The following is a 7,662-nucleotide window of genomic DNA, read 5'->3' on the forward strand; positions in this document are numbered from 1 at the left end:
GGTGCCCGAACCCGGAATCGAACCAGGGACACGAGGATTTTCAATCCTCTGCTCTACCGACTGAGCTATTCGGGCGACGGGCGCAATTTAAAGGCTTTTCGGCTTTTGAGTCAACTGATTTTTACTAAATAATGTAAAAAGTGATGCGGTTGGGTAAGTTTTACTCGAATAGTGTATTTATTGAGTCCTAGCGGGAATGACAAGAGAAAATACTCAGTGCCACTTAAAGGGGATAAACGTAAAAAATGTCCGTAGAAGACGAAAAAATGCCCCTTTAAAAGGGGCATTTCTATTTAGTTAGCTAATATTTCATTGTTTGGGAAGTTAGCTTGCATTACCATTAGCACGTTTTGCTTCAGTTGGTTCTGACCTAACTCGCCATAAGCTTCTGCCATAATCTCCAGTGCTCGCTCAGTTGATGGTGTACCGGGATATGTTTCTAACACAGATTGTGCACGAACAGCAGCAGCACTCCAAGCGTTCATTTTGATATAGTATTCAGCAACTTGAATGGAATATTTCGCTAAACGGTTTTTTAGCGACAGCATGCGTTTTTGTGCGTCAGCGGCATATTTGCTGTTGGGATAGGTTTTGATTAGACGGTCAAAATCCTTAAAGGCATCTTGGGCATTTTTCGGATCGCGATCGGTTCTATCGATATTCAACATATCGTGGAAAAGATAGCTATCCGCCTGCATATTGACGAGTCCTCGCATATAGTAGACATAGTCGATATTGGGGTGCGTTGGGTTGAGACGGATGAATCTGTCAATGTTAGCAATGCCAGAGGCAACATCGTCCATTTTGTAATAAGCATAAATCAGATCCAATTGAACCTGAGTTTTATGTGGTCCAAACGGGAAGCGAGAGTCTAGCGCCTCCAATGAACGGACAGCTTTAGAGTAATTGCCAAGCTCCATGGAGGTTCTTGCCTGAGAATAAAGCTCGTCAGGTGAGGTTTTGGCGGCAATATCGTTATCTTCAGGACTGCTACTACAGGCTGATAACGCTAGTGAAAATAGGACTAAGGTTAAGCCTTTGGAGAATTTATACATACTTGAATTCAATTCTTTATAAGTTGTAGTTAAGAATTTTTCCATTTCACGATAAAATAGAAAGCATTCGATTGTAACAGATAGCACACATTTTTTGACCCCAAAATGGGGATACGGTTCCTATGACACAAGAGATTAATCTAAAAAGCGAGATTTCGGCAACACAAACTGGTTTGAGATTGGATCAAGCACTGGCTGAGTTGTTCCCTGATTACTCGCGCACGCGCATCAAGGAATGGATCCTATCTGATGCAGTCTATGTTGATGGCGTAATGGTAAACAAGCCGCGCGAAAAAGTTTTTGAGCTGCAGCAAATCGAAATTAACGCCACGCTCGAAGAAGAAGTGCATGCGGCTGCGCAAGCCATTGAGCTGGATATTGTCTATGAAGATGATGATATCCTAGTGATCAATAAACAAGCTGGCTTAGTCGTTCACCCAGGTGCAGGCAATGCCGACGGTACTCTGATGAACGCACTACTGCACCATTGCCCTAATATTGAGCACGTGCCACGTGCAGGTATTGTGCACCGTTTGGATAAAGACACCACAGGTTTGATGGTGGTGGCCAAAACGGTTGAAGCACAGACCCATTTAGTGGCCGCATTGCAAGCCCGTGAAATCACCCGTGAGTACGAGGCGATTGTCCTCGGTACTATGACGGCGGGGGGCTCAGTGGATGAGCCGATTGGCCGTCATCCGACAAAACGTACCCATATGGCGGTGCATCATTCGGGTAAACCCGCGGTGACCCATTATCGTGTGGCAGAAAAATTCCGTAATCACACCCGCTTAAGATTACGTTTAGAATCAGGACGTACTCACCAAATTCGTGTGCATATGGCGTATATCGGCCATGTGCTGGTGGGCGATCCTGTTTATGGCGGCCGTCCAAAACCACCCAAGGCAGCAAGTCCTGAGTTTTTTGAGATCCTGAAAAACTTTAAACGCCAAGCACTGCATGCGGTACGTTTGGAATTAGCGCATCCTGTGACTTGTGAAATCATGAGCTGGACGGCGCCGATCCCAGAAGATATGGTGATTTTGACTAAAGCACTGCGTCAAGACACTTTAGAACATCCGATCGAGTACTAACTGATGTTGATGCACGATTGGCCAGTACCTGACAATGTGGCAATTGCAATGACAAATCGCCACGGCGGCGTGAGTCTTGCCCCCTACGATAGCCTGAATTTAGGGTTGCATGTGGGGGATGCGTCGCGGCAGGTATTGGCTAATCGTGGCATTTTGGCGAAACGGTTAGGGCTCGCTACTGAGCCTGTGTGGTTAGAACAGGTTCATGGTACTCATGTAATTGATTTAGCTGATATCAAATCTGTTGAATTAGCGTCAGAAGCTCTGGCTCAGCAAGCGAGTATTTCAGTTTCTCATCCCCATATTGCTGACGCTAGCTATACCAATCTTGCCGGACGAGTTTGCGTGGTGATGACCGCTGATTGCTTGCCGGTGCTTTTGTGTAATCAACAAGGGACTGAAGTTGCAGCAGCCCATGCTGGTTGGCGCGGACTGTGTGATGGGGTGATTGAGGCAAGTGTGGCTAAGTTTGCCTCTAAGCCGAGTGAGCTGATTGCCTATTTAGGGCCCGCGATTGGCCCTAGCGCTTTTGAAGTCGGTGCCGATGTGCGTGCCGCCTTTATGGCAAAAGATCCTAATGCGGAAAGTTGTTTTATTGCGCGAGGCGATAAATACCTTGCCGATATTATCGGATTAGCCAAATTACGCTTAAAGCAACTGGGTATTACACAGATCTACAGCGCTGATATTTGCACTGTATTGAACCAGGATTATTTCTCCTATCGCCGCGATAAAATCACTGGTCGTATGGCTTCCTTGATCTGGCTTAAGTCTTAAGTTTATTCCCCTATAATTTGTATTTATTTCTAGCCATCTAGCTTGAAATTGGTCAAATAGCCCCCATCTTTTAACTAACAAAATGCTGTACCTTATTTGTGAGTTTTAGGAGGCTGTATGCGACTCGATCGTATGACTAATAAATTTCAGCTTGCCATCTCAGATGCCCAGTCGTTAGCACTTGGGCGTGATCATCAGTTTATCGAACCGCTACATTTGATGATGGCGCTGCTTAACCAGGATTCTGGTTCTATCCATCCCTTATTAACTCAAGCTGGTATTCGGGTGAGTGCGCTGCGCTCGCTGTTGAGCCAAGAGCTTGAGCGTCTTCCCCAAGTAGAAGGGACTGGCGGTGATGTGCAGTTATCCCAAGGGTTAATTCGTTTATTAAACCTTTGCGATAAATTGGCGCAAAAGCGTAAAGACAAATATATCTCCAGTGAGTTGTTCGTTCTCGCGGCGCTTGAGGGCAGCGATGCACTAGCACAATGCCTTAAAAAATCCGGCGCGACCAAAGAGCTAATGGAACAAACCATTGAGCAAATGCGTGGTGGTCAGAATGTGGATGATCCTAATGCGGAAGACCAACGCCAAGCGCTGAAAAAGTTTACCGTTGATCTTACTGAACGTGCCGAGCAGGGCAAACTCGATCCTGTCATTGGCCGTGACGATGAAATCCGCCGCACTATTCAAGTACTGCAACGTCGTAGCAAAAACAACCCAGTGCTGATTGGTGAGCCTGGCGTGGGTAAAACCGCGATTGTTGAAGGCCTCGCTCAGCGCATTGTGAACGGTGAAGTCCCTGAAGGGATTAAAAATAAACGCGTTTTATCCTTAGATATGGGCGCATTAATTGCGGGCGCTAAATATCGTGGTGAGTTTGAAGAGCGTTTAAAAGCCGTGCTTAATGAGCTTGCGCAGGAAGAAGGCCAAGTGATCCTCTTTATCGACGAGTTGCACACAATGGTGGGCGCGGGTAAAGGCGATGGCGCTATGGACGCGGGTAACATGTTAAAGCCTGCTTTGGCCCGTGGTGATCTCCACTGCGTTGGGGCGACGACTCTTGATGAGTATCGTCAATATATTGAAAAGGATGCCGCCCTTGAGCGTCGTTTCCAAAAAGTATTAGTGGATGAGCCAAGTGTTGAAGACACCATCGCGATTTTGCGTGGCTTGAAAGAGCGTTATGAGCTGCATCACCATGTGGAAATTACCGATCCGGCGATTGTAGCGGCGGCCACTATGTCGCACCGTTATGTGTCGGACCGTAAATTACCCGATAAAGCCATCGACTTAATTGACGAGGCGGCGTCGAGCATCCGTATGCAGATGGATTCTAAGCCTGAATCCCTCGACAGATTGGAGCGCCGTGCTATCCAGTTGAAACTGGAAGAGCAGGCATTGGCCAAAGAAAACGATGAGGCGAGCCGTCGTCGACTCGAACATTTACGTGTCGAGTTGCATGAAGTTGAGGCTAAGGCGTCGGAGCTTAATGAAATCTGGCGCACCGAAAAAGCGGCGTTGGCAGGTACTCAGCATATTAAAGCCGACCTTGAGCAAGCGCGGATGGATTTAGAAGTCGCGCGCCGCGCCGGTGATTTAACGCGTATGTCCGAGCTGCAATATGGCCGTATTCCAGAGCTTGAAAAGCAATTGGACTTGGCATCGCAAGCTGAAATGCAGGATATGACACTGCTGCGCAATAAAGTTACTGACTTAGAAATCGCTGAAGTGTTATCAAAGGCGACGGGTATTCCGGTTTCTAAGATGCTTGAAGGCGAGCGTGAAAAACTGTTACAAATGGAAGTTGCACTGCATGAGCGCGTGATTGGCCAAAACGAAGCTGTGGATGCGGTCGCTAATGCGATTCGTCGTAGCCGCGCAGGGCTTGCCGATCCCAATCGTCCTATTGGTTCGTTCCTGTTCTTAGGACCAACCGGTGTGGGTAAAACTGAGTTGTGTAAGTCGTTGGCTAAGTTCCTCTTCGATACGGAATCGGCCTTAGTGCGCATCGACATGTCTGAATTTATGGAGAAACACGCAGTTTCCCGTTTAGTTGGGGCGCCTCCAGGCTATGTCGGCTATGAAGAGGGCGGTTACTTAACTGAAGCGGTGCGTCGTAAGCCTTATTCGGTGATTTTGCTCGATGAGGTGGAAAAGGCTCACCCAGACGTGTTCAACATTTTGCTGCAGGTGCTGGATGATGGCCGCTTAACCGATGGTCAAGGTCGTACCGTCGACTTTAGAAATACGGTGATCATCATGACCTCAAACTTAGGCTCTGACATTATCCAAGAAGGATTTGGCCACCTAAGTTATCGCGAAATGAAGAGCGCGGTGATGAATGTGGTAACCCATAGCTTTAGACCCGAGTTTTTAAACCGGATCGATGAGTCTGTGGTATTCCATCCCTTGGATGCGGAAAATATCAAGCATATTGCTTCTATCCAAATTGCTTCATTGCGTAAGCGTTTGGCAGAGAAAGACTATACGCTGGAGATCACCGACGAGGCATTATCGTTAATCGCCGAAATTGGTTTCGATCCAGTCTATGGCGCAAGACCTCTGAAACGAGCCTTGCAGCAGGAGATGGAAAACCCATTAGCGCAAAAATTACTGCGTGGCGATTTACTACCCGGCAAACCTATCAAGGTCAGTTGCGCTGGTGGTGAGTTGGTATTCGAGCAATAATTTGCGCGGATATTTTCTGTGCTAAATGCTGCTTTACCTAAACAAAAAACCGAAGTCTTGGACTTCGGTTTTTTTTGCCTATATCGGTTACAGATAAAATAGCGGTTAGCAATAGTGTGGCATTGCCATCAAGATTTTTAGTGGTGCCTATTACAAACTCTGGGCGTTATTTTTTATTGCAAAATAGTTTGATCCGCTGTTGATTCTCAGTAATGGCTGCTTGGCGCTCTTCTTCTGTCATCGCGACAGGTTCTTTATTACCGTCTTCTTGGCGGGTGAGTTTTGTATGCGTCGTTAACACATCTAAATTATGTTTAGCGTTTTCACAAATTGCTTCTGCTTGCTTGGCATCTTTCTCTTTAATTAAAGCCGCCGATTTTTCGGACTCAGACATTTCAGGAGGCGCTTCCTTTTTAACGGGAGCTATATAGCCAATTTTACTCGGTTCAAGATCATTGCTATTCAACTGCTGCGCTTGTTGTTCCTGAGTCGGTGGTTGTTGACTGTAATGAGTCACCCCGTTCTTATCGACCCAAATGTAAATAGCGCCCGCCAGCACGGGTTGTGTGAGCAGCGCTAGGTATACAAAACCTAAAAATACCACGCTCAAATTTGTTTTCATTAACATAAACATCATCCCTTAGGGCACCCATCGACATGATAGTAAAATATGCTATCTTGAAGCCTACTTCCATTCCTGTTCATAGCTTTATAAGTGTATGCAAAATTCTTCTAATCAAACAGTAAAGAATAAGGGTATCTATTTACTGCCCAATTTATTCACAACCGCAGGCTTGTTTTCCGGTTTCTACGCTGTGATTGCCTCGATGAATGCCAACTTTGAAGCGGCAGCAATCGCGATTTTTGTGGCTATGATCTGTGACGGTCTTGACGGACGAGTGGCAAGGCTGACGAATACTCAAAGTGACTTTGGTGCTGAATACGACAGCATGGCGGATATGGTGTCCTTTGGCATGGCTCCAGCACTGCTCGCCTATAATTGGGCCTTGGCGGATTTAGGTAAAATCGGTTGGTTGGCGGCGTTTATCTATTGCGCAGGAGCTGCATTAAGGCTTGCACGTTTTAATACCCAAGTCGGTGTTGCGGATAAACGTTACTTCCAAGGTTTAGCAAGTCCTGCTGCTGCGGCCGTTATTGCCGGCAGTATTTGGCTTGGTAATCAGTATAATCTCGATGGTAAGAATATCAGTTGGATTGCCGGATTGATTACAGCAATCACGGGGTTATTAATGGTGAGCAATTTCCGTTATCACTCTTTCAAGGAGATTGACTGGCGCGGCAAAGTGAACTTTATCGCCATCCTATTCGTTGTGGGTGCATTTGTTGTGGTTTCGGTTCAGCCAGCTTTAATCCTCTGCATTGGTTTTTATCTCTACGCCATTTCGGGGCCAGTGATCACTATTCGTACCGTGAGAAAGCTCAAAGTAGCCCATATTGTGGGTGATGGAGAGCATGAAAAAGAACAAGAAACAGCAGAGGGCACCAAAAGTTCAAAAAGTTCTACGGATAATCCTTAGTTCGACAGTTCCTACATTTCCTACATTCTCAATCTTTTATGCCATGTTAGTTCTACGGTTCAAGAGTCGCCATTCCCTATTCTTGAACCGTTTCTCTGCACCGGACATACTCATCTATATATGTAAAAGTTTTAAAGCGCCCTTTCTTAAGGCTATTCGATCTATAGAATTTCCTGCACATCCTTTCTACATATGCCAAACTTACCAGCCCAAGTGAGAAAAATTGCAGCATATCCACCCAATACTTGAAGATTTGTTGGTTATTTGTCCACTCGGCAGGTTTTGTTAAAAAAGCGCTTGCACAAAAAGTTTCGCTGCCTATAATGCGCATCCACTGAGACGGCAGACAGCGAAAGCGAGCGCGGTTTCAGTTCGAATCGAATGCAAATTGTGCAGTTGATTCGAAAGCCTCAAGAAGTTTGTAAAAACGCCTTGACGCGACAAGGGAAATGCGTAGAATACGCAGCCCTGACCCGCTGAGCGGTAACGCGAAGTGAATGGTCAAAT

General features: G+C 46.3%; 6 protein-coding genes and 1 tRNA gene. 4 read left to right on the forward strand and 3 right to left on the reverse strand.

The window, feature by feature from the left end; genetic code table 11:
- Positions 1 to 2 precede the first annotated feature (2 nt).
- Both SHEWPOL2_RS21040 and SHEWPOL2_RS21045 read right to left on the reverse strand, forming a co-directional pair.
- Positions 3 to 75: transfer RNA gene (locus SHEWPOL2_RS21040), tRNA-Phe, on the reverse strand.
- A gap of 218 nt (positions 76 to 293) precedes the next feature.
- A complete protein-coding gene (locus tag SHEWPOL2_RS21045) occupies positions 294 to 1,055 on the reverse strand; it encodes an outer membrane protein assembly factor BamD (protein ID WP_037431375.1) in 762 nt (253 codons plus the stop codon).
- A gap of 122 nt (positions 1,056 to 1,177) precedes the next feature.
- Between SHEWPOL2_RS21045 and rluD the strand changes: the two genes are divergently transcribed.
- From rluD to clpB, 3 genes are all read left to right on the forward strand, one after another.
- The gene (gene rluD, locus SHEWPOL2_RS21050) at positions 1,178 to 2,149 is read left to right on the forward strand and encodes a 23S rRNA pseudouridine(1911/1915/1917) synthase RluD (RefSeq protein ID WP_037431377.1); all 972 of its coding nucleotides are present in this window, start codon (positions 1,178 to 1,180) and stop codon (positions 2,147 to 2,149) included.
- 3 nt (positions 2,150 to 2,152) lie between these two features.
- A complete protein-coding gene (gene pgeF, locus SHEWPOL2_RS21055) occupies positions 2,153 to 2,926 on the forward strand; it encodes a peptidoglycan editing factor PgeF (RefSeq protein WP_037431379.1) in 774 nt (257 codons plus the stop codon).
- Between the two features lie 117 nt (positions 2,927 to 3,043).
- Positions 3,044 to 5,617 (forward strand): ATP-dependent chaperone ClpB, encoded by a 2,574-nt coding sequence (gene clpB / locus SHEWPOL2_RS21060; protein WP_037431382.1) that lies wholly within the window; start codon positions 3,044 to 3,046, stop codon positions 5,615 to 5,617.
- A 166-nt stretch (positions 5,618 to 5,783) separates the two neighbouring features.
- On the opposite strand, the gene SHEWPOL2_RS21065 is transcribed toward clpB, so the two are convergent.
- Positions 5,784 to 6,245: a DUF4124 domain-containing protein gene (locus SHEWPOL2_RS21065; protein WP_037431384.1), complete on the reverse strand. Its 462-nt coding sequence runs from the start codon at positions 6,243 to 6,245 to the stop codon at positions 5,784 to 5,786.
- Between the two features lie 91 nt (positions 6,246 to 6,336).
- On the opposite strand from SHEWPOL2_RS21065, the gene pssA reads away from it, so the two are divergent.
- Positions 6,337 to 7,155: a CDP-diacylglycerol--serine O-phosphatidyltransferase gene (gene pssA, locus SHEWPOL2_RS21070; protein ID WP_037431386.1), complete on the forward strand. Its 819-nt coding sequence runs from the start codon at positions 6,337 to 6,339 to the stop codon at positions 7,153 to 7,155.
- The last annotated feature ends 507 nt before the right edge of the window (positions 7,156 to 7,662 follow it).

The organism is Shewanella sp. POL2, from assembly GCF_000282755.1.
Taxonomy (GTDB): Bacteria; Pseudomonadota; Gammaproteobacteria; order Enterobacterales; family Shewanellaceae; genus Shewanella; species Shewanella xiamenensis.

What these genes read in the sequence shown, in the direction of transcription:
- SHEWPOL2_RS21045 (WP_037431375.1), bottom strand. Translation starts at nt 1,055, where the DNA reads ATGTATAAATTCTCCAAAGGCTTAACCTTAGTCCTATTTTCACTAGCG.
- SHEWPOL2_RS21065 (WP_037431384.1), bottom strand. Translation starts at nt 6,245, where the DNA reads ATGTTAATGAAAACAAATTTGAGCGTGGTATTTTTAGGTTTTGTATAC.
- clpB (WP_037431382.1), top strand. Translation starts at nt 3,044, where the DNA reads ATGCGACTCGATCGTATGACTAATAAATTTCAGCTTGCCATCTCAGAT.
- rluD (WP_037431377.1), top strand. Translation starts at nt 1,178, where the DNA reads ATGACACAAGAGATTAATCTAAAAAGCGAGATTTCGGCAACACAAACT.
- pgeF (WP_037431379.1), top strand. Translation starts at nt 2,153, where the DNA reads ATGTTGATGCACGATTGGCCAGTACCTGACAATGTGGCAATTGCAATG.
- pssA (WP_037431386.1), top strand. Translation starts at nt 6,337, where the DNA reads ATGCAAAATTCTTCTAATCAAACAGTAAAGAATAAGGGTATCTATTTA.